This window comes from Kordiimonas aquimaris (assembly GCF_025574485.1).
Lineage (GTDB): Bacteria > Pseudomonadota > Alphaproteobacteria > Sphingomonadales > Kordiimonadaceae > Kordiimonas > Kordiimonas aquimaris.
The window spans coordinates 401,257-422,714 of sequence record NZ_JAOBPO010000003.1 but is presented as its reverse complement, the minus strand read 5'-3'; the positions used below and the strand labels follow the sequence as shown (position 1 = coordinate 422,714).

Below are 21,458 nucleotides of genomic sequence, written 5' to 3'. Positions count from 1 at the left end.
ATGAAGAACATTAGCTTTTCAGTTGTGAGTTAAGAAGTTGGAGCTGTGACCCTGATTGTAGCAGTATCACTGTGATCGCTTCCATAAGGTTCTTACCAGCCAGTGTTTTCGATGTTTTTGTAAGGCTATGAAAGAAAACTTCACCATTTTTAGCAATTTTATATGAAGCATCTGTTTTACGATTAGTGGAATACAAGCATTTAACCGCCGCAGTTCTTAATTCTGCATTCTCGATAGTATAAAATAAACGGCCAAGCTTGGCATCCAGCTTTATGTGACTTAAGCCCTCTGAAGCTTTCTCTACTACCGCGTTGAATGGTATATTTTCCCAGCGAAAAGATATCCGATCGAAACTTTGATTATCTAATTTTGATAGGTGTTGTTCAACTTTATCAAGGGACTCTTGCAGCTTCATTTTACCGATTGCCTATATTCAGTGAGGTATATGCGTATTTTGGTTTGCCAGCATCGCTTGTTCAGCTTAAACAAGCGTTAACAACACGCATTAATTATAAAGGTTGAGAGTTCATACGCTGATAAGCGTTGCTTGACGGATGTATATAAAATCGCCAGTGTTACGGTGCGTTTCCTGCGTATAAAACGGAACGCCGGCAGGTGATATAAGGATAAGAAAGAAGACTTATGAAAGCTTCAGATGCAGTTTTAACACCAATACATAAAGAAGGGCATACTCATATTGCCGTATTCTTCATTGTCTCTATTGGGTTGTTTTATTTGATTTCAGAGCCTCTTGGCTGGATTGGCTTAGTGCTTACTGCATGGTGTGTATATTTTTTCCGTGATCCAGAACGAGTGGTGCCTCAAGCATCTGGTGTTCTTGTAAGTCCCGCTGACGGAACTGTGAGTGCAGTCACAGAGATAGCGCCGCCTGCAGAGCTTGGTATGGGCGACAAACCAAGAAAACGCATCTCTATTTTCTTGTCTGTATTTAATGTGCATGTGAACCGCGTGCCTTCGGCAGGAACTATAACGGGTTTGGCGTATGTAAACGGCAAGTACCTGAGTGCGGCTGCTGATGAAGCAGGTGAAGAAAACGAACGTCAACTTGTCCGGATGACAACAGAAGACGGCAATGATATTGCGTTTGCTCAAGTTGCTGGCTTGGTTGCACGGCGTATTTTATGCAACTTGAAGGAAGGCGATGTTGTTGAGCGTGGTTCTCGTTTTGGGTTGATCAGGTTTGGTAGTCGTACTGATATATACCTGGATGAAGGCATGGAATGTACAATAGAGCCTGGGCAAACAATGATTGGCGGTGAAACTATCATTGCAAGAAAGCTTTAGAGTTACGTCATGGGTGACAAAAAGAAAACAACGAGTATTCGTGCAATTTCTATTCGCACAATCTTACCAAATGTTGTGACTTTATGCGCCTTTATGGCAGGTGTAACTTCGATGCGGTTTGCCTTTGCCGAGAAGTGGGAATTAGCAGCAACAGCCATCGCCGTTGCTGGAATATTAGACGGATTAGATGGTACCGTTGCACGTTTGCTGAAAAGCACGAGCAAGTTTGGCGCAGAGCTTGATAGCTTGTCCGACGTGGTTTCATTTGGCGTTGCGCCTGCGGTTGTTGTTTATCTATGGTCTTTACAAAGCTTGGACCGTTTTGGCTGGGCTGTGGCGCTTATATATGCGACGGCAATGGCGTTAAGGCTGGCGCGGTTTAATGCGCGGCTAGAAGACCAGGATGAGCCAAGAAAACGCCTCGGATTTTTGACCGGCGTGCCCGCCCCGATGGGTGCTGCATTGTTGCTAACTCCTATGATGATTGATTTGGCGTTAAACGATGGGTTAATGCGTTCTCATAGCCTTTGGGTAAGTATATATACCATTGTTATTGCGTTATTGATTGTTTCAACAATTCCTACCATTTCGTTAAAGGCGCTACGTGTGCCGCGCACTGCATTTGTACCTGTAATGCTGGTTATCGGTATTGTACTGGCCGGCCTTTTTGTTCGTACCTGGGCTGTTCTTGCTCTTATTTCAGCGTTGTATATTGCATTTTTGCCAGTGAATATGTGGGCATTCCGTAAAAGACTTGCGGTAAAAGGCGTGAAAAACAAATAAAACTGTATCTCGCTGTTCTCGAGGAACTCCTATTTATTACAAGGTCTGTCGTTGCTTCAGTTACTGTTCAGGTGGCCAATTTTTATAACTGGCATCCAAATTGCTTTTAAAATCACTAGAAAAATAATGCTCATTTGAGAGCTGCTGCAAACGTTTGTTTATCAGTAGCTTAGTGTTTTGAAAGGTGTTCGATATGAAGCAGCCGGTAAAAGTAACCTACTTAAAACAGCAATCAGTGTTGAAAAGTGCCGTTCTAGGCGCATTGCTATTAGCCCTACCTGCATGTGCCAGTCAGGATCTATGGCAAGGTCAAGAGGTTCTTGTTGAGGCACGCCAGGAAGCATTAGAACAAAACGTCGGGTACGTATCGGAAGATCACCGCGAATTAAAAGATCGCTTTAATGCTCTGGAACGGCTTTATGTTGAGCTGGTTCAACATATAAGAACTCAAGAAACTGAAATTAAAACACTCAACGCAAAACTTGGGACTATCGAGAAAGACCCTCAGGTTGAAGCGTCAGTTAACCGTGTTCGTAGCGACGTAACTGTACTGCGCGATCAGCTTAAAAAATTGGAAAATAGAGTGTTCTCTGTTGAAATGGTTGATGCTGCTTCGCCGCAGTCTAGTTTTGAAAAAGGTATAACCGCACCGACAGGCGTTGCTGAAACGGCAGCAGATGCAAATGAAGGTGAAAACGGAACACCTGTGAGCAATACGGTAGATGTGCAGCGCAACGAACAATCTTTTTACGGTGTACATTTAGCGTCTTATAGAAGCAAGGATCAGGTTAGCTCAGGCTGGACGGGTCTTGCGCGTAATTTCACAAATGATCTGCAAGGGCTTACGCCGTTGATCTATGTACAAAGCCAGGAAGGTATCGGTTCTTTTATGCGCTTGGTTGCCGGGCCGTTGATCAATGAACAGGAAGCGGATGCATTATGTACACGTATCAAGCGTACAAATGCTGATCAATATTGCCGCGTAGCAGAGTATCAGGGCGAACCTATTGAGTAAGAGTGGTAGTTAAATGCATCACAACTTGTGGTTCGCCGCAGCAAAAAAGTCACAGTTTGCAGCTTGCAAATGGGCAATTGTGAAAATTTTATGAACGAAGCTTGACAGCGCCCCTTGAATCCAGTTCGATGTGCTTTCTCAACTTGAAAGGGTTGCGCTGGTTAACTTGGGGAGGTGACACCGGTTTTGAGCGCAGTATATGCGCTCCCCACAAGTTGTACCGAGCTGTGCCTTGGGGGTTTCGCTCGGATTAGGCGCGGTGTTAATCTTTATTGATCGTACACCGCGCCTTTATTTTATTTAAATTCATTATAGAAGCGAATGTCCTGTTGGCTCTTTTGTCATTGACCTAGATTCAATGATCGGAAAACCACAAACCGTCAAACGAGCAATTAAATTAAATGCCTTTTAATGTTGCAGCGTTGGTTGCACCTAAGGTTGGAGCAGGGGCGGTTGGGTTCAGCAGGCCACGGGTAGACGCCCAGCATTTGCTAATAGCTTCCTGTATGGCAATCATGCCCATCACGCCAAAACCAAAAAATACGGCAAGAATCATAATGTGTGATAGCGTCATTGTTTATGCTTTCGTCTAGTTTGTTCCTGTAATGTTCTTATATTGTTTCATCGAGTGTAGTCAAGAACAAAAATAGAACATCTGGCTATATGCTTGTGTTTTTCTTTGTTTGTTCTAGTGCGAGCGCGCTTGTTATTGCCTTCATGTAATGATGAGTGATAAGGTCATGACAAGTGAGCAGGCTAGGTGCCTGTGAATAGAAAAGAGAATAATATGCCAACGAACGTGAGTGCTGAAAAAAGCGCTGAAGTTCGGCAGCGCCAACCCAATGAGGTTAGCTTGTCTCAAGACACGGAAGCTAAAAAGCATTCTGTGACCGGGAATGACAATGCAAAAGATGGCCGGGCCGACAACAAAAAGAGTAATGGCAAACGCCGAACTCGCCGAGGTGGTAGGAAACGGTTTAAGAAGAACCGTGATATTACCGGCGATATTCAAGCTAATTCAAAAGATGAACACGCTGGGCTTTCAGCGAGTGATAATGCACGTAATGACAACGCGGGCAAAAGAAAACCGCATGCCAGCAGTGCTGAGGTGGCGCATAGTAAGCCGTATCCTAAATCACGCAGAAAACATGAAGCGGCCTTAGGCGGCATATATAGTGCAATAGACCTTGGCACCAATAATTGCAGGTTGCTTATAGCTAAACCCACCAAGCACGGCTTTCGTGTTATCGATGCATTCTCAAGAATTGTACGACTAGGTGAGGGGGTTGGCAAAGATAACCGTTTGTCTGATGAGGCAATGGACCGGACCATTGAAGCGTTGAAGGTTTGTTCTGAAAAGCTGGCACGGCGCGGTGTTACATGCATGCGACATGTTGCGACCGAGGCCTGCCGGATTGCGGATAACTCTGAGGAATTTGTCGCGCGCGTTAAGCGAGAAACGGGTATTAATCTTGATGTCATATCTGCAGGTGAAGAAGCGCGTTTAGCTGTGCTGGGCTGTCAGTCACTCATTGCTGGTGATAAGCGTAATGCACTTGTCTTTGATATAGGTGGTGGTAGCACAGAGCTGATATGGGTAAAGGTGCGACCGGGAAAACAGGTTGAAATAAAGGGATGGGTTTCTGTTCCATGGGGTGTGGTAAACTTAACTGAAGCATTCACAACACCTGGTAAGCAGCTGAAAAATAAAGAATATAAAGAAATGGTTGAAAGTGTTGAGGTCCATCTCCGTGCTTTTAATGCTGCACATAGTTTGGATACAGTACTTAAGGGGCGGCATACACAATTTTTAGGGACGTCTGGAACGGTAACGACATTGGCCAGTCTGCATTTGGAATTGCCGCGTTATATCCGTGACAAAGTTGACGGGGCATGGATGAAAGCCAAAGATATTAAGGCTTTGTCGCGGCGCGTTGCTGAAATGACCCCTGAAGAACGGGCAGCGGAACCGTGTATTGGTGCTGAACGAGCAGATTTGGTTGTGGCTGGTTGTGCGATTCTAGAGGCTATCCTGGGTATGTGGCAAGTGCCAAGCCTGAGAGTGGCTGACCGGGGTATTCGGGAAGGAATTCTTCGCGGCCTGATGCAGCTTGATCAGCCTGTCGAGCATGTTCGGACTAAAAAGAAAATGCATAAGTCTGGCATGGAGAATGCTAAGGCTGCCAATAAAGTAAACAGGGAATATCATGGCTAAAGGTTGGAATAGGCAGTCTCAGACCAAGAGTCGCGCACGCGGCGCAAAGGTGCGTGTCAAAACGGCTAGAGGTCGCAAGCCATCATCAACACGTTGGTTACAGCGTCAATTGAATGATCCTTACGTTGCTGAAGCTAACCGGCTTGGTTACCGTTCGCGTGCTGCATTTAAGCTGGTTGAGTTAAACGATCGCTATCAGTTTTTGAAAGGCGTTAAACGGGCTGTTGATCTTGGCTGCGCGCCTGGTGGCTGGTTGCAAGTGCTGGCACGTGTAATGCCGGAAGAATCGCAGATTATTGGTATTGACCTGCAAGAAGTTGAGCATGTTGATGGTGTTGATTTGTGGGTAATGGATTTCCTTGATGAAAATGCTGAAGAACGCCTGATGGCGGCGCTTGATGGGCCAGCGGATATTGTGCTGTCTGATATGGCAAATTCGGCGACAGGACACCGTCAGACAGACCAAATTCGCACAATGGCACTATGTGAGGCCGCGTTGGACTTCGCCATCAAGGTTCTTGCTCCTGGTGGAACTTTTGTTGCGAAAGTACTTCAAGGTGGCAGTGACGGTGTTTTGATGGAGCGCATGCAAAAGCACTTTAAAACAGTAAAGCACGCTAAACCGCCGGCTAGTAGAGCAGATTCAAAAGAGTGGTTTGTTCTGGCACAAGGCTTTAAAGGTACGTAGCGCTGCACTGCCTGTTTTTACGAACATACATCACATTTGTTTTAGAATTTAAGAATTCGGCAAGAATCACATTGTTTTTGTCAGCACTTCGCGTTATTGAACGGCGAACATCCAAAACCTGGATCCAAACGTGGATTTTGCTTCTCCCACATAAGATTGAGAGGCTGGGTTAAAACCACACCGGTGGTTGAAGCCCCTAACTATGCAGGAATTAACATGGATATTCGCCTCGGCCTTACTTTTGACGACGTTCTCCTTCAACCCGCTGCCAGTGATGTTATGCCTGGGCAGGTTGATGTCAGCACTAATGTTACTAAAACAATTCGTTTGAATATGCCGTTGCTGTCAGCAGCAATGGACACCGTCACTGAAGCACCAATGGCAATTGCTATGGCGCAAGCCGGTGGTATGGGTGTGTTGCACCGCAATGTAAGCGAAGAAGAACAGGCTGATATGGTTCGTCAGGTTAAGAAGTTCGAGTCTGGCATGGTGGTTAACCCGGTAACTATGTTTCCTGACGAAACACTGGCTGATGCACTTGAGTTAATGCACCGCCATAAAATATCAGGTATTCCCGTTGTTGAGCGAAGCGATAATGTAGGCCCCAAAAAGCTGGTCGGTATTCTCACACACCGCGACGTGCGTTTTGCGACACAGATGGCGCAGCCTGCCAGCGAATTGATGACCAAGGATGTCATCACTGTTCAGGAAGGCGTTTCATCAAACGAAGCGAAAAGGCTATTCCATCACCATCGTATCGAGAAGCTTATCGTTGTTAACGACGATTATTGCTGTGTTGGTTTGATTACTGTGAAGGATATGGAAAAGGCCGTCGCTAATCCTAATGCATGTAAGGATGGACAGGGTCGCCTGCGTGTTGCAGCAGCAACAACTGTTGGTGACAAAGGCTATGAGCGCGCGGGTATGTTGATTGATGCTGAATGCGACCTGATTGTGCTGGACACGGCGCATGGTCACTCTTTACGCGTTATAGAGCAGGTTGAGCGTATTAAGAAGACATGGAGCCATGCACAGCTTGTTGCAGGCAACGTGGCTACACGTGCCGCTGCTGAAGCGTTGATTGGTGCAGGTGCCGATGCAATTAAGGTTGGTATTGGGCCAGGTTCCATCTGTACGACACGTATTGTTGCTGGTGTTGGTGTACCACAGCTTACAGCTGTTAACGATGTTGCAGAGATTGCATCCAAGGCCGGCATTCCTGTTATTGCTGATGGTGGCTTGCGTACATCTGGTGATGTGGCGAAAGCAGTCGCTGCAGGCGCTAGCCTTTGTATGGTGGGCTCATTGCTCGCAGGCACGGAAGAAGCGCCAGGCGAAGTTTTCCTTTATCAGGGACGTTCATACAAAGCTTACCGCGGTATGGGCTCTGTTGGCGCAATGGCGCGTGGCTCGGCTGATCGCTACTTTCAGGATGATGTTAAAGACACGCTCAAGCTTGTACCTGAAGGCGTTGAAGGGCAGGTGCCTTATAAAGGTTTTGCTTCAAATGTTCTGCATCAGCTTGTTGGTGGCTTGCGCGCAAGCATGGGCTATACGGGTAGTCGAACTATTGAAGATATGCGAACCAAAGCAGAGTTTGTGAGAATCACAAATTCTGGCTTGAAAGAAAGCCATGTTCACGATGTGACTATCACACGCGAATCCCCTAATTATCCAACTAAATAAGAAGAAAACACATGCGGCCAGCAGCGCGCATTGAAGCCGCAATTGAAATTATCGACGCCATTGAAGAAGGTATTGCTAAGCAGGGACTTCCTGCTGATGCGGTTTTCTCCGGTTATTGTCGCAAACGCCGCTATATCGGCTCTAAAGACAGGCGCGCAATCTCTGGCATGGTTTACGGGGTTGTGCGTAGCCGTGCCAAGCAGCTGTGGCGGCTGGATGTAGTTGGCTTGCCGGTTAGTGGGCGCTCACTCGTAATAAGTTACCTTGCTGAAACGGAACCTGAAAGTATCAGTGCGTTTGGCGCTGAAGGTGACCATGTTCCAGATGAGTTATCACCCGCGGAAGAAGCTGCGGTTAATGGTGAGCTCTCCACGTTATCAAATGATGCCATGCCGGAATTGGTAAGGCTTGAACTTCCGGAATGGCTGGAAGAAAGCTTTAATGCACGCTTTGCTGATAGTTTTGCTGAGGCTGTTTCAGCATTAAATATTAATGCGCCATTTGATGTTCGCAGTAATCCAATTACTATTTCTCATGATGTCATTGATGACATTAAAGAAATAGTAGAAGATATTGTAAAACATAAATATTCTCCAATTGGATTTCGTTCATATATAAAGAATAATATTCAAGATTCTCCACTATATCGTAACGGCTTAATCGAAGTGCAGGATGAAGCGGCGCAGCTAGCTTGTTACCTCGTTGATGCACAACCCGGCATGAGTGTTGCGGATTTGTGCGCTGGCGCTGGCGGCAAAAGTTTGCTTATGGCTGCTCTGATGGAGAATAAAGGTAAAATTCAGGCATTTGATATCTCGGGCAAACGTTTACGTGAGCTTGAAAAACGTGCAGCACGTTCACTCTGTAAAATTGTTAATGCTCAAGCTTTGCCGGTTAACGGGCAGGTACGAGATGATGCTTTGTCAAAGTTAGGCGGCAATATGGACCGCGTTGTTGTAGACGCGCCGTGTTCCGGAACTGGTACGTGGCGAAGGAACCCAGATCAACGTTGGCGCTTATCGTCGGAAAAAATTGCTGAGTTTGCCGCTGTTCAACATGACCTGCTGGTTGAAGGTGCCAGAATGGTGAAAAAGCATGGTCGTATAGTGTATATGACGTGTTCCATTCTTGAAGCTGAAAATGAGGCTGTGGTTAATGCTTTCATGGATACTCAAAACGGTAAATGGCAAGTAAAACCATATGCTGATATATGGACAGATACATTAGAGGCACCTGTGCCTGAAACGCTGTCATCAGACCCCCGTTTTCTTCAACTCGCCCCGCATATGCACCAAACGGACGGTTTCTTTGTTGCAATCCTTGAAAAAATTTAGCGTATTTGTATTTCAGGTTTTGAAATATTAAAGGCTTAAAGTGGATTTTCTCAACATCGGTATTGCTCAAGGCAAACCCTCTAACAGTATCATTGCGTTCCGCTGTTTGTTGGGTGCTTTTCTCATGGCCCATGGATGGGCGCGCCTTCTCGCTGGAGGAGTAGCACCTTTTGGCGTGTTTCTTGATGCTCAGGGTTTTCCTTTTGGGCAGCTGATTGCTTGGGCTATTACGCTGTTTGAGATTGTCGGCGCTACTGTATTTTTACTAGGCCGTTTTGTACCTTATCTCTCCGGTTTGTTCGCCGTGATTTATACCATGGGTATTATTCTGGTTCATGCACGTGAAGGGTGGTTTGTTGTCGGTCTTGGGCGCAATGGTATGGAATATAGCATTTTGTTGATTTCGAGCTTGGTGCTTGTTGGGTTACACCATCTTCCTGAGCAAAAATTTGATGCAGGAAAAGATACAGACAATTAAATATTTGCTGATTATGATGGCGACAATAGTGAGAAAAGAGGTTTCGGGTATGATTTCAAAGTTAATAATGACCGCGGCAGTTGTGGGTATCTTGTCAAGTACTGCGCTTGCGCAGGTTAATGACAAGTACAAAGATGCGTCGCGTCAACTTGTTGGTGAAGCAACAGTGGCACTAAGGGCCGAGAAACCTGAAGAAGCGCAAGTCTTGTACGAACGTGCGCTAGTTGCTAACCCGGCAAACCTGCATGCGCTGGTAGGGCTAGGCAAAACGCACGAAGCGCAAGGACGTATTGGTCGTGGGTTAAAGTATTATCGTCAAGCGCTGGCCGTAGACCCAAACGCGATGGTAGCTCTTGAGGCTCAGGCGGTTGCATTTTTGAAACGCGATATGGTTGGCCGCGCAGAAGCAAATAGGTCAAAGTTGGCAAGCTTGTGCGAAACAGGGTGTCAGTCACTTGATATGGTGAAAACAGCGATTGAAGCATACCGTGCGGAAAAAGCTGAAGCGGATAGTGCTGCTAAAGTTGCTGAAAACGTAAGTTAGAACTTATCTATTAATACTATGCAAAAAAGGCGCTCACCAGAGCGCCTTTTGTTGTTTCAGTTCAAATCATCTATTTTATTTGAAACTGCCGGGCCAGTCAGCCGCGACGTATGTAAACACGGCCCATGCAGCCATGTTCTGTCTCATGTTCTCTGGAATGATTTTGTCAAATGTGTCGTCAGCTGTGTGATGCAGATCGAAATAATCATCTCCATTTTGCAACAAATCCATAACAGGCATGCCAACGCGAGCAAGTTGTCCAACATCAGGGCCGCCGCCAGCAATGCGATCAGCACGGACAACGCCGATAGCACCCATTAACTGGGCCATTTTATCAACAACGAACGTCGCATCAGGGTTAACTCTTGATGCGAGTGCCCATATGGGGCCTGCGCCAAAGTCTGATTCTGCACCGATAGCAAATTCTTCAATGTTAGCTGCATGGCGTTCGGCATATTGGCGTGCACCGACTAGACCAATTTCTTCGGCTGAGAAAAGAACAACACGGATAGTACGTTTTGGACGTGGTGCTATACGTTTAATCAAGTCAGCTGTTGCCATGGTTATTGCAACGCCGGCGCCGTCGTCAACGGCACCTGTGCCAAGGTCCCAGCTATCGAGGTGACTACCCAGCACAACATATTCGTTCGGTAGCGTCGTGCCTGTAATTTCTCCAATGACATTGGCCATTTCAACTGTGCCAAGGTCTTTGGTTTGAATATCAAGGTGTAATGTAATTGGCAGGCCGCGTTTCATCATACGCTCCAGCTGGTCTGCATCAGGGTTTGAGAGCGCGGCAGCCGCAATGCGGGGCGCATCTTCCTCGTAGTTAACACCGCCTGTGTGGGGCAGACGATGACTATCTGTACCGATAGATCGAATGACAATAGCTACCGCGCCTTTCCGTGCTGCTTCTGAAGCACCGCGTCCACGTGCCTGAACGGCTGGGCCATAGCCTGCACCATCAATTTTGCGCTCCATGCGATTGGATATAAAGACGATTTTGCCGTTTACATCATCTGGATTAGCAGATTGCAGGTCTTCAAATGTGGCATAATGCACAATCTCTGCCGTTACGCCTCCTTCTGGTGTGGCGGCAGATTTGCCGAGTGCTGTTATTGTAAGTGGTTGCGCAAATGGCGCTACAACAGATGCAGCTTCAGAAATGCGTTCCCATTTTGGAACCTGTACTGGTTCAGTATAAACTTTGTCGAAACCCAGAGACTTGAATTTTGCGACTGCCCAATCGATTGCTTCTTGCTCTTTAACACTGCCAGCAAGCCTTGGCCCAACTTCCGTCGTGAGCGATTCGAGTAAATCATATGCTACATCGCTTTTAAGCGCAGCATCACGCAGCATCTTGGCTGTTTCTATAGTGCTGTCTTCCAGTGCTGGCTGATCAGCGGCAAATGCAAGTGGTGTGCTTGCAATTAACGCAGCGCCAAAAACTGCTTTTGTTAGTCTTGAAATTGTCATGACGGTTCCCCTCGTGAATGTACGTGCGCACATTGAGGGAGGGGCGATTAGGCGTCAAGCGTTTCCATCCATAGATTTAAATCTTCCAATGCCCGCCTTGCTTTGGCAGGTTTGCGTTCCGCTCGTTTCAGGCGGCCTTCCATTGGTGGGAACAGACCAAAATTCACATTCATAGGCTGGAAGGTTTTTGCGTCTGCGCCGCCGGTGATGTGATTAATGAGTGCACCAAACGCGGTTGTCGGAGGGGGCGGTGTTACTGTACCGCCTTTGTATTCAATTGCTGTAAATACCCCTGTCATCAAGCCCATTGCTGCGCTTTCAACGTAACCTTCAACTCCTGTAATTTGCCCGGCAAATCTCAGGCGCGGGTCAGCCTTCATACGCATGAGGTCATCAAGTACGAGTGGGCTATTGATGAAAGTGTTGCGGTGCAATCCGCCAAGGCGTGCAAATTGGGCGTTCTCAAGCCCCGGGATTGATTTGAAGATGCGTGTTTGTTCGCCGTACTTCAGTTTGGTTTGAAAACCAACCATATTGTACAGGGTGCCAAGTTTGTTGTCTTGGCGTAGTTGAACAACGGCATGACACCTATCCTCTTGATGTGGGCTCTGCAGACCAACCGGTTTCATAGGCCCAAAACGCAGTGTTTCCGGTCCGCGTTCCGCCATAACTTCGATGGGCATACAGCCTTCAAAATAAGGCGTGTTGGTTTCCCACTCTTTGAAGTCGGTTTTCTCACCAGTGTTGAGAGCCTCAATGAAAGCATCATATTGCTCTTTGTTCATCGGTAAGTTTATATAATCAGCTCCTTCGCCTTTATCGTAACGGCTCTGGAACCAGGCAATGTCAAAATCGATACTGTCTTTATGGATGATAGGTGCAATGGCGTCAAAAAAGGCGAGGCTGTCTTCACCGCACAACTCCAGCACGGCTTCAGACAGCGCAGGTGATGTTAATGGCCCGGTTGCGACAATAACTTTTTCCCATTCTTTGGGTGGCAGGCCAGCTACTTCTTCGCGCGAAACCTGAATCTGGGGATGCGCTTCTATCTGCGCAGTGACGTCTTGTGAAAACTCGTCACGGTCAACCGCCAATGCGGACCCAGCTGGCACTTTATGCTTATCGGCTGTGCGTATGATTATCGAATTCATGCGCCGCATTTCTTCATGCAACAAACCTACGGCATTGTTTTCCGCATCGTCGGAGCGAAAGGAATTTGAACATACCAGTTCAGCCAGGCCGTCAGTATGGTGTGCATCTGTTTTACGAACAGGGCGCATCTCATGCAATATCACTGGCACGCCGCGTTCTGCCAGTTGCCATGCAGCTTCTGACCCGGCGAGGCCGCCGCCAATAATATGTACTGGGGTGTTTGTCACGTGGTTGGCTCCTGTATGCATTTCTTTGCATAGTGTTGGTAATCAATAGCGCGCATATTTAGCGGAAGCAGTTCAAGATTGCCAGAATACTTTCCTGAATACTTTCCAGTATATTTAAATGGCGTTTGCCGCGTTAGTTTTAATAGACTCTCTGAGTGTAGAGGCTAGTCTTTTGACTCATATTACAGGAAGAATGATCATTGCCTCTTAGCGCACCAGATATATTTGCACGTTTGTCGGAATGGCCACACCGCGGTGTGGGTACAGAAGAGGAGCTTGAGGCGCGTGAAGCTTTAATTACCGAACTGACGGGTGAATTTGATGTCGAGGTAAAAGAAGAAGGTTTTAACGCGCCGACTAGTTATCTGCCGTTTCTATGGTTGATTGGCATTATGGCTATCATTGCGATTTTAGGCGCTAACTACATGCCAGATATTATGATGATGTTAGGCGCTTTAGCATTTGTGAGCTGGTTTCTGTTTTTTGACTGGCGTAGAAGCCCTATAATTTGGTGGGGTGCAAACCGGACAACAGCAAATCTAGTTGCCAGTAAAGGACAAGGCAAAAATCTATTTATTTTGATGGCGCATATTGACAGCGCGCCAGCGTCATTTGCCTATCGAGCAAATCAAGTGCCTCATTTTCGTTTTGCCTTGTTTGCTTCTACCTGCGTCATTGCGCTTGGTGTTGTTTTCCCATTATTCGCCAGTTTTGGCCTTAATGTTAACGGTGCCTTTATCAGTTTCGGTGCTGCTTTGATTGCTTTGCAGCTTCTATTGGCGTCCATGGATTTTTGGCGATTTGGATACACACCTGGCGCAAATGATAACCTAAGCGGTGTTGCTGCAGCAACGGCTGCCGCTAGCAGGTTGTGGCGCCGAATGCCCGAAGATAGTGAAGTTCGCCTTGTGATAACAACAGCTGAAGAGGCTGGTATGCTCGGCTCGCAGCATTATTTGAATGTTCATAAGAACGAATTGAAAGCGCGAAAAACGTATCTTGTTAACATTGATACGGTCGGTTGCGAAAACTTGCGTTTTGTTACGAAAAGCGGTGGTTTTACACCTGTTAACTATCAGAATGCATTGACGCATGTTGCTGATAGAGTGTGTCGTATCAATCAGGATTTTGAGCGTGTCACACCAGCGCATCATCATGTGGGTGATTTTGACAGCGTGTGGTTTGCGCGTGCCGGTATACCTTCAGTGACCCTTGCATCATATGATGATTATGGCCATATGACAGGCATACACACACCAGAGGACACTATAGAGAAAGTTGATACCAATACCATGATACTTGCTGCAAGGTTTGCTGAAGCAATTGTGCGAACATGCCCAAACAGTTAATTCTAGGGAGTGATTATGACGCCTGAAGATATTCTACATTTCTGGTTTGAAGAAGCAGGGCCTAAAGCTTGGTGGCAGAAGTCGGACACTTTTGATGCATTGGTTAAACAGCGTTTTCTGGGAATATACGAGGCAGCACGTGTTGGAGAGCTGGCTTCTTGGCGCACACGCGCAAATGGCCGATTGGCCGAAATAATTATTCTGGATCAGTTTCCGCGTAATATGTTTCGTGGATCTGGTCGATCGTTTGAGAGTGATGCTATTGCGTTGGTTTTGGCGCAGGAAGCTGTGTCATTGGGCATAGGTGAGAGCTGGAATGCAGACAAGTTACAGTTTCTCTATATGCCGTACATGCATAGTGAAAGTGCTCGCGTTCACGACGATGCTGTTAAAGTATTTTCGAGAGCTGGCTTAGAGAGTAATCTGGACTTTGAGTTTAAGCATAAACGTATCATTGACAGGTTTGGGCGATATCCGCACAGGAATGCTCTTCTTGGGCGAAAGTCTACTGCTGACGAGCTTGCTTTTTTGCAAGAGCCCGGCAGCAGTTTTTAGCTATTTTACTTACCTGTTAGGCGCATGTTTGTCGGGTAACTTGTGCGCAGCCAATGATTGACGGTCCATACCTCACCAGCATCCAGTGTTTTGCGCCACATAACGACACCGGGCCGGTCCTCAATATTAATCTCTGTTGGTGTTGAAGACCCGCGTATAGTTTCTATCTCAATATCCTCGTTTAATGCTTGTGGCATTACACCAAAAACTTCGACCGTAAGCGGCGCATTGTGGTTGTTAGTGACGATATATTGCTTTTTTTCTTCATCAACGCGGCGTTTATTAAAGATACCGCTTTTGCCGTCCTCGCTTGGCAGGATAACTGTTTTCACGTCTACACGTTCATAATGGCCAAAGGGCAGGTCAAGTGTTTTGCCAGATGTAAGGTCAGGCCACGAACCACGCCCAACATAATTGCCATCGCGAATGATGGAAACGTTCGGATTTGAAATTGTGGGAATGCCCGCGAATTTAGCTTGAGCATAGAGAAAAGCATCATTTCCGTATGCGGGGGTGGTACGAATGCTCAGGGTTGTATCGGAAGTGTTTCTGGCGACTTCTATGCGTTGCTGTGTACCACCTGAGGTGATGGATACAGGTGTGTTAAGTATAAACTCTGCATCAAAAGAGCTTTGGGCAAAGCGTGGAGAAGCAGCGCTGCCAGCCCGTTTGACTTCCGCTTCCTGTAGCATTTCATCAGAAACTGCTACTGGGCTTGAACGCATATATTCAAGTTTTCTCGTTCTCGCGTCAGTCAGGTTATAATAAACGGGGTAAGGCGTAGATGCCTGAATGTTGCTTGATATCTGCGTTGTTGACAATGAAAGTGGCACATTGAGCCAGTCTTCACCTGAATTTTGCTCAATGACAGCAAACATGGTGATAGTACTTTTAAGGGCTGCGCTATCTAATTCAGCGTCGGCTTCAAGCGTCCAGTTTGCGTTATTTATAAGATAAGATAATTCTAGCGTTGCGCTTTGCGGAATGGCTTTCGAAAGACTTAACGTTGCTTCGGTATAGCTTTTTCTTACATTACCTGTTTGAGCAAGCTCACGGCGCAATGCCTGTATTTTATTCGCACGCTTTTTAATAGCATTATTAAGAGTGCTGCGTTCGGCAATGATTTTGCTGCTGTTTTCAGCGACAAACGCTAATGTTTTTTCCAAAGCGACGAATGCGCTATCCACATCGTTATTTGTTAAAGCAGCATTACTCGTGCGTTGGCTCATGCCTTCAACAAAACGAAGCTGTATATTCAATGCTTCAATCTTCGATTGGTCGTCGCGTGTGGCTAGTTCCAGTTCTTCAATTTGTGCAAGGATGCTACGCTGCGCAGTGGCATTGCTGCCTTCAATGAATTGTTCGTCCAGCTTCACTTGAGTAATGCTACCATCATTACCTACGAAACGTGCACGGATACCGTAAGTGGTGTCAATGTCAGCGGGTAGGCCGCTAATGGTTACGGTATGATCACCTGAATTGGCTTCCAGAATGCCGGCGCGCGTAACAATTGCGCCCCTGTTACGGTATACTTTGATATTCTTGATGTCAGTTGAAAGCTCAACTTCTGCGGCTAACAATGCAGGAGCAGCTACTGTTGAAAGCAGGCCGGATACAAGGCTGGTAATAAGTGCCGTTTGCAGCGTTGACATGTGTCTTCTCATAATATGATTCCTTACGCAGGTAACGTGGTCATCTATAAAATTACGTAAACATCTATTAGTGGCAGTAATATGAAGCGTGGCTGAACAACGGCTTCATCTATGATATCTGAATTTTTGATGTTAAACTAAACAAAGGTATTGCGATGTTACATTACCTTATGGATGTCTAGCTAATTCACCGTTTATTCGGCAGCTTGTCGTGAAAGCACCGGCGCAAGATATTGCCCTGTATAGCTGCGTTTGTTCTTTGCAACATCTTCAGGTGTGCCAACAGCAATGATTTCGCCGCCGCCGTCACCGCCTTCAGGGCCGAGGTCGAGTATCCAGTCTGCAGTTTTAATGACTTCCAGATTATGCTCAATCACTACAACGGTATTGCCTTGTTCAACAAGTGCCTGCAGAACTTCCATCAATTTACGAATATCTTCAAAGTGCAGACCGGTTGTTGGCTCATCAAGAATGTATAGAGTTTTGCCTGTAGAGCGCTTTGATAACTCTTTCGCCAGCTTAACACGCTGTGCCTCACCACCAGACAGAGTGGTGGCTTGCTGCCCAACACGTATATAACCAAGCCCAACTTTCTCAAGCATTTCAAGCTTGTTCCGAATGGCTGGAACAGCTTTGAAAAACTTAACTCCTTCTTCAACTGTCATATCAAGAACATCTGATATTGACTTGTCTTTAAAGCGAATTTCTAAAGTTTCACGATTGTATCTCTTGCCTTTACATTGATCACATTCAACATAAACATCTGGCAGGAAATGCATTTCAATTTTGATCATGCCGTCGCCACTACAAGCTTCGCAGCGACCGCCTTTAACGTTGAATGAAAACCGTCCGGGTTTATAGCCGCGTGCCTGCGCTTCTGGCAGGCCAGAGAACCAGTCCCGGATAGGCGTAAAGGCATCGGTATATGTGGCTGGGTTCGAGCGTGGTGTGCGACCAATTGGGCTTTGGTCAATATCAACAATCTTGTCCAGATGTTCCAATCCAGTAACCGCTTCATGTTTGCCCGGAATAACACGGCTTTTATTCAAATGTTTTGCTGCCGCCTTATAGAGCGTCTCAATAGTAAATGTGGATTTACCTGATCCGGACACACCTGTAATGCATGTCAATGTGCCAAGCGGGATTGTTCCGGTAACATCTTTAAGGTTATTTGCCGTTGCTCCTTTGACAGTAAGGTTTTTACCCTTTTTACCGGGGCGACGTTCAACCGGCAAAGGCACTGAGCGTTTGCCTGTCATATATTGGCCGGTTAGGCTTTTTGCGCTCTTCATAACTTTGGCAGGCGTACCTTCAGCAACAATAGTGCCGCCATGTTCACCTGCGCCCGGACCCATATCAATCACATAATCTGCGGTGCGAATAGCGTCCTCGTCATGCTCCACGACCAAAACAGTGTTACCGATATCACGCAGGTTTTTCAGGGTTTCGAGCAAGCGGTCATTATCCCGCTGATGCAAACCAATAGAAGGTTCATCCAGCACATATAATACACCGGTTAGCCCCGAGCCAATTTGCGAAGCAAGGCGAATACGCTGGCTTTCACCACCAGATAAAGTTCCTGATGACCGACTGAGGGTTAAATACTGCAAACCAACATTGTTGAGAAAACCGAGACGATCCTGAATTTCTTTTAATACCTTTTCTGCGATTTGCGTTTGCTTTTTAGTGAGGCGGTCGGGCAGACCCTCAAACCATGCGTACGCGGCAGCCACCGATAAGCTTGTAACTTGACTAATGTCGGTACTATCAATTTTTACAGCGCGCGCTTCTGCCTTTAGCCGTGCGCCGCCGCATGCTGTACATGCTGTTGCTGATTGATACTTCGACAGTTCATCGCGCATCCAGTTACTGTCTGTTTCGCGCCAACGGCGTTCAATGTTGTTCAAAACGCCTTCAAAGGGTTTGTTCACTTCAAAACGGCGTTTGCCGTCCGCGTAAACGATCGTAACTGGTGTTTTTCCTGTGCCAAAAAGGAAAGCATCTTGTGCTGTTTTTGGTAGTTCAGCCCATGCAATATCCAAAGATACTTTATGATGTGCGGCAACCGCATCTAATGCTTGAAAGTAAAACGGCGATGGATTGTTGGCTTTGTTTGCCCAAGGTGCAATCGCACCTTCGCGAATGGATTTGTTTTTGTCAGGTACAGCAAGCTCAGGGTCAAAATACAGTTTTTTACCCAGGCCGTCACATTCCGGGCATGCACCGAACGGGTTGTTAAAGGAAAACAATCGTGGCTCAATTTCTTCAATTGTGAAGCCTGATACGGGGCATGCAAACTTCGCAGACATCAAATGCCGGGCATCATCATCTTCAGCGCCAACAATTTCATACGCCACTAACCCGTCAGATAGATCAAGTGCTGTTTCGACACTGTCAGCCAGGCGCTGTTCCAGCCCGGTTTTTAATACAAGACGATCCACAACCACGTCTATGTCGTGTTTGTATTTTTTATCGAGTGTTGGCGCATCTTCAATAAGATAAAATTCACCATCAACTTTTACGCGCTGGAAGCCGCGTTTTTGCAGCTCGGCAAACTCTTTTTTATACTCACCCTTCCGGCCACGTACGATGGGAGCCAGCAGATATAGGCGCGTGCCTTCCTCGTGGGTCATTATACGATCAACCATCTGGCTGACTGTCTGGCTCTCAATGGGTAAGCCTGTCGCCGGAGAATAGGGGACACCAACACGCGCCCACAAAAGCCGCATGTAATCATATATTTCGGTCACAGTACCAACCGTGGAACGCGGGTTTTTGCTTGTTGTTTTCTGTTCGATAGAGATTGCGGGCGATAATCCTTCGATGTGGTCGACATCAGGTTTTTGCATCATCTCCAAAAACTGGCGAGCATAAGCGCTTAGGCTTTCCACATAACGCCGTTGACCTTCGGCATAGATGGTATCAAACGCCAATGATGATTTGCCAGAACCAGACAGGCCAGTGATCACCACAAGTTTGTCGCGCGGGATATCAACGTCAACAGATTTCAGGTTGTGTTCTCTTGCGCCGCGAATTGAAATCTTAGTCAACATCAGCCAGTTTGCCCTTTGTTATTTATCGCTATTGAAGTGGTCTGAAATGTGCTGTGTGTCAAGCAGCTTGACATTACATAGTGCGTCAGAACAAATAAAGAACATATTTTATTTCTCCTGACATGCTAAGGACAATGAGATGAGAGGTATACGCGAAGGTGGCTGTTCCTGCGGAGCAGCAAGATATCAGATGGATTTAACGGATGCGGAAACGGGTAATTGTCATTGCCGAGATTGCCAGAAGCAGTCCGGTGCACCGTTTGCAACTGTTATCACAGTAAAGGCAGATCAGTTTAAATGGCTTAAGCAACCTGAGGGGGAAACGTCTGTTAGCGATGCGGCGATTCGGCGCTTTTGCAATAAATGCGGTACGCCGCTGCAGTGGTGCGGTGTTGATTATACTGACATAGCTAATATCAATATGACGACATTAGATGACACAAGCGGGATTGATATTGTTTATGAGATATACACGCGGTCCCGTGTTGCTGGTATATTACCAGTGAAAGGGGCCGCGCAGTCTATGGCTGGCTATGCAGACTTGAAATAACTTTTGTTGGACTAATCAGCGGCTTTTTTGACGTAACGTCCATCAAACCAAGTAGCCCATTCTTTTGTCTCGGCATTATATTGATGAAAATGTTGCCTTACACTGCCGTCACTTTGCGGAGTCCATGTTCCTCTGAACGGAACTGAATTTTTCTGACGGTAATAGTATATTGTGCCTTCAAGTGCCATGGCGCCGTCTTTCAGGCCGCCTTCGATATCAATCGAGTATCCACCAGCAACCCATATTTGCCGCCATTTAGCAGTGTTTGGATTATAGTAGTTCATGCTACGGCCTGTGCCGCCACCGATATTAGTCCAACTTTCTGCGAGCGCGCACCCACCTTCAACAGCTTCAATTTTGTTATGCCCAGCAACGTCACCGCCAGCCCACGGTGTTACTTCCCATTCGCCAATCCAGAAATCAAAAGCGCGAAAGTTTTCGTCGACAGTGCATGGAGGCGGAGGCGTTGATTGTTGCTGCGCCTGAACTGTTGTGCTGGATGCACTAAAAGCGAGCATGGATAACGTTGCCGCAGTTGCCAGTGATGCATAGTTTTTCATAATGTCCCCGCCTGATATTATTCCCGATGATGAAACTTATGAAGTGGATTGTAAACTGACGAGCATTGTTCGACGAAATGCCCGTTTATACGGTTGAATTGAAACTTGCTGGGAAAAGAAAGAGTTTTGAGGAAAACAAAAAAATATCTAATGAGCCTTTGCATGCAGCCTGCCAACTGGTTTAGTATCCTGCGCACATCAGCAATGAAGTAATCGTAAGCTGAAAAGAATTTAGTAGTCTATTTAAGGGGGCCGTCATGGCAGGTAGCGTAAATAAAGTAATTCTAGTTGGTAACCTGGGCCGTGACCCAGAAGTGCGCTCTATGCAGGACGGTTCACCTGTGGTGAATTTGTCTGTGGCTACAAGTGAGAATTGGCGTGACAAGGCAACAGGTGAGCGCCGGGATAAAACCGAATGGCACCGTGTTGTTATCTTCAACGAAAACCTTGCCAAGGTTGCGCAGAATTATCTCAAGAAAGGCTCCAAGGTTTATCTTGAAGGACAGTTGCAGACACGTAAATGGACTGACCAGAGTGGTGTTGAAAAATACTCAACAGAGGTTGTCCTGCAACGGTACCGCGGTGAGCTTACAATGCTTGATGGTCGCGGTGACAATGCAGGCGGCGGTTTCAGTGATAATCAATCTAGTTATGATAGCGTCGCTCGTGGCGGACAAGGACAAGGCGGTGGCTTTGGCGGTGGTCAAGCCGCAGCACCAGCCGCTGGTGGCATGGGTGGTGGCTCTGATCTGGATGATGAAATTCCGTTCTGATCAGTGATAATCACTTCTGATCAATTTTATGGCCGCATTCCGCTGAATGTGGCCATTTTTTAT

The 21,458-nt window shown here is 46.6% G+C and carries 20 protein-coding genes; 13 read left to right on the top strand and 7 right to left on the bottom strand.

The window, feature by feature from the left end; genetic code table 11:
• Positions 1 to 10: 10 nt before the first annotated feature.
• Positions 11 to 415: a hypothetical protein gene (locus tag OEU88_RS11740; protein ID WP_262695362.1), complete on the bottom strand. Its 405-nt coding sequence runs from the start codon at positions 413 to 415 to the stop codon at positions 11 to 13.
• Between the two features lie 227 nt (positions 416 to 642).
• Here OEU88_RS11740 and OEU88_RS11735 point away from each other — a divergent pair, with 227 nt between their 5' ends.
• From OEU88_RS11735 to OEU88_RS11725, 3 genes are all read left to right on the top strand, one after another.
• Positions 643 to 1,305, top strand: a complete 663-nt coding sequence (locus OEU88_RS11735) for a phosphatidylserine decarboxylase (protein WP_262695361.1) — start codon at positions 643 to 645, stop codon at positions 1,303 to 1,305.
• A gap of 9 nt (positions 1,306 to 1,314) precedes the next feature.
• On the top strand, positions 1,315 to 2,088 hold the full coding sequence (locus OEU88_RS11730; RefSeq protein ID WP_262695360.1) for a CDP-alcohol phosphatidyltransferase family protein: 774 nt from the start codon (positions 1,315 to 1,317) through the stop codon (positions 2,086 to 2,088).
• A 193-nt stretch (positions 2,089 to 2,281) separates the two neighbouring features.
• A complete protein-coding gene (locus tag OEU88_RS11725; RefSeq protein WP_262695359.1) occupies positions 2,282 to 3,103 on the top strand; it encodes an SPOR domain-containing protein in 822 nt (273 codons plus the stop codon).
• A gap of 397 nt (positions 3,104 to 3,500) precedes the next feature.
• Here the strand turns inward: OEU88_RS11725 and OEU88_RS11720 are convergent, their stop codons facing one another.
• Positions 3,501 to 3,677, bottom strand: coding sequence for a hypothetical protein (locus OEU88_RS11720; RefSeq protein ID WP_262695358.1), 177 nt, complete (start codon positions 3,675 to 3,677; stop codon positions 3,501 to 3,503).
• 213 nt (positions 3,678 to 3,890) lie between these two features.
• Here OEU88_RS11720 and OEU88_RS11715 point away from each other — a divergent pair, with 213 nt between their 5' ends.
• The 6 genes from OEU88_RS11715 to OEU88_RS11690 all read left to right on the top strand — a co-directional run bounded on the left by OEU88_RS11715 (position 3,891) and on the right by OEU88_RS11690 (position 10,048).
• On the top strand, positions 3,891 to 5,318 hold the full coding sequence (locus OEU88_RS11715; protein ID WP_262695357.1) for a Ppx/GppA phosphatase family protein: 1,428 nt from the start codon (positions 3,891 to 3,893) through the stop codon (positions 5,316 to 5,318).
• On the top strand, positions 5,311 to 6,006 hold the full coding sequence (locus OEU88_RS11710; RefSeq protein ID WP_262695356.1) for an RlmE family RNA methyltransferase: 696 nt from the start codon (positions 5,311 to 5,313) through the stop codon (positions 6,004 to 6,006). The genes OEU88_RS11715 and OEU88_RS11710 overlap by 8 nt, the downstream gene beginning before the upstream one ends.
• A 216-nt stretch (positions 6,007 to 6,222) precedes the next feature.
• On the top strand, positions 6,223 to 7,692 hold the full coding sequence (gene guaB, locus OEU88_RS11705; RefSeq protein ID WP_262695355.1) for an IMP dehydrogenase: 1,470 nt from the start codon (positions 6,223 to 6,225) through the stop codon (positions 7,690 to 7,692).
• A gap of 11 nt (positions 7,693 to 7,703) precedes the next feature.
• Positions 7,704 to 9,026: an RsmB/NOP family class I SAM-dependent RNA methyltransferase gene (locus tag OEU88_RS11700; RefSeq protein ID WP_262695354.1), complete on the top strand. Its 1,323-nt coding sequence runs from the start codon at positions 7,704 to 7,706 to the stop codon at positions 9,024 to 9,026.
• A gap of 40 nt (positions 9,027 to 9,066) precedes the next feature.
• Positions 9,067 to 9,504 carry a DoxX family protein gene (locus tag OEU88_RS11695; protein ID WP_262695353.1) on the top strand — a complete coding sequence of 146 codons (438 nt, stop codon included), beginning with the start codon at positions 9,067 to 9,069 and terminating at the stop codon, positions 9,502 to 9,504.
• A gap of 49 nt (positions 9,505 to 9,553) precedes the next feature.
• Complete coding sequence (locus OEU88_RS11690; protein WP_262695352.1) at positions 9,554 to 10,048, top strand: tetratricopeptide repeat protein; 495 nt, start codon at positions 9,554 to 9,556, stop codon at positions 10,046 to 10,048.
• Positions 10,049 to 10,123: 75 nt separating this feature from the next.
• Here the strand turns inward: OEU88_RS11690 and OEU88_RS11685 are convergent, their stop codons facing one another.
• Together OEU88_RS11685 and trmFO are read right to left on the bottom strand one after the other, a co-directional pair.
• Positions 10,124 to 11,524, bottom strand: a complete 1,401-nt coding sequence (locus tag OEU88_RS11685; RefSeq protein WP_262695351.1) for a M20/M25/M40 family metallo-hydrolase — start codon at positions 11,522 to 11,524, stop codon at positions 10,124 to 10,126.
• A 47-nt stretch (positions 11,525 to 11,571) separates the two neighbouring features.
• Entirely contained in the window at positions 11,572 to 12,903 is a 1,332-nt protein-coding gene (gene trmFO, locus OEU88_RS11680; RefSeq protein WP_262695350.1) for a methylenetetrahydrofolate--tRNA-(uracil(54)-C(5))-methyltransferase (FADH(2)-oxidizing) TrmFO, read from the bottom strand.
• A 200-nt stretch (positions 12,904 to 13,103) separates the two neighbouring features.
• Here trmFO and OEU88_RS11675 point away from each other — a divergent pair, with 200 nt between their 5' ends.
• Both OEU88_RS11675 and OEU88_RS11670 read left to right on the top strand, forming a co-directional pair.
• Positions 13,104 to 14,252, top strand: coding sequence for a M28 family metallopeptidase (locus OEU88_RS11675; protein WP_262695349.1), 1,149 nt, complete (start codon positions 13,104 to 13,106; stop codon positions 14,250 to 14,252).
• Positions 14,253 to 14,267: 15 nt separating this feature from the next.
• A complete protein-coding gene (locus tag OEU88_RS11670) occupies positions 14,268 to 14,807 on the top strand; it encodes a DUF924 family protein (protein ID WP_262695348.1) in 540 nt (179 codons plus the stop codon).
• Positions 14,808 to 14,812: 5 nt separating this feature from the next.
• Here the strand turns inward: OEU88_RS11670 and OEU88_RS11665 are convergent, their stop codons facing one another.
• A complete protein-coding gene (locus OEU88_RS11665; RefSeq protein ID WP_262695347.1) occupies positions 14,813 to 16,471 on the bottom strand; it encodes a DUF4139 domain-containing protein in 1,659 nt (552 codons plus the stop codon).
• A 182-nt stretch (positions 16,472 to 16,653) separates the two neighbouring features.
• Complete coding sequence (gene uvrA / locus OEU88_RS11660; RefSeq protein WP_262695346.1) at positions 16,654 to 19,512, bottom strand: excinuclease ABC subunit UvrA; 2,859 nt, start codon at positions 19,510 to 19,512, stop codon at positions 16,654 to 16,656.
• A gap of 139 nt (positions 19,513 to 19,651) precedes the next feature.
• Between uvrA and OEU88_RS11655 the strand changes: the two genes are divergently transcribed.
• The gene (locus OEU88_RS11655) at positions 19,652 to 20,062 is read left to right on the top strand and encodes a GFA family protein (protein ID WP_262695345.1); all 411 of its coding nucleotides are present in this window, start codon (positions 19,652 to 19,654) and stop codon (positions 20,060 to 20,062) included.
• A gap of 11 nt (positions 20,063 to 20,073) precedes the next feature.
• On the opposite strand, the gene OEU88_RS11650 is transcribed toward OEU88_RS11655, so the two are convergent.
• Entirely contained in the window at positions 20,074 to 20,622 is a 549-nt protein-coding gene (locus tag OEU88_RS11650; protein WP_262695344.1) for a hypothetical protein, read from the bottom strand.
• 257 nt (positions 20,623 to 20,879) lie between these two features.
• On the opposite strand from OEU88_RS11650, the gene ssb reads away from it, so the two are divergent.
• A complete protein-coding gene (gene ssb / locus OEU88_RS11645) occupies positions 20,880 to 21,395 on the top strand; it encodes a single-stranded DNA-binding protein (protein WP_262695343.1) in 516 nt (171 codons plus the stop codon).
• The last annotated feature ends 63 nt before the right edge of the window (positions 21,396 to 21,458 follow it).